This window comes from Cupriavidus sp. SIMBA_020 (genome assembly GCF_046535395.1).
GTDB lineage: Bacteria > Pseudomonadota > Gammaproteobacteria > Burkholderiales > Burkholderiaceae > Cupriavidus > Cupriavidus campinensis.
In genome coordinates this window covers 1-298 of sequence record NZ_JAWRWU010000323.1, presented here as the reverse complement: position 1 = coordinate 298, position 298 = coordinate 1, and the positions used below count along the sequence as shown (strand labels likewise).

Below are 298 nucleotides of genomic sequence, written 5' to 3'. Positions count from 1 at the left end.
CACGCACCTCGCGCTCCATGTCGACGATATTGCGCGCGTACGCGTACAGCGTGTCGCCGGCCGGCGTGAGCGCGACGCGGCGCGTGGTGCGCGCGAGCAGCACCGTGCCGGCTGCCTGCTCGAGCCGCTTGATGTGGCCGCTGACCGCCGATGGCGTCAGCGCCAGCGCGTCCGCCGCCAGCGCGAAACCGCCGTGGTCCACGACCTCGAGAAAGGTGCGCAGCAGTGTCAGGTCCAGCACGGCGCCGGGGGAAGTCGGGAGGGTGTCCATGGGGCGGAATCAATACACGATTCTTTG

General features: G+C 69.8%; 1 protein-coding gene. It reads right to left on the bottom strand.

Annotation, left to right across the window (positions count from 1 at the left end):
* A partial coding sequence (locus tag SB751_RS29410; protein ID WP_410748952.1) for a LysR family transcriptional regulator occupies positions 1–271 on the bottom strand: 271 nt, incomplete at its 3' end.
* Positions 272–298 lie beyond the last annotated feature (27 nt).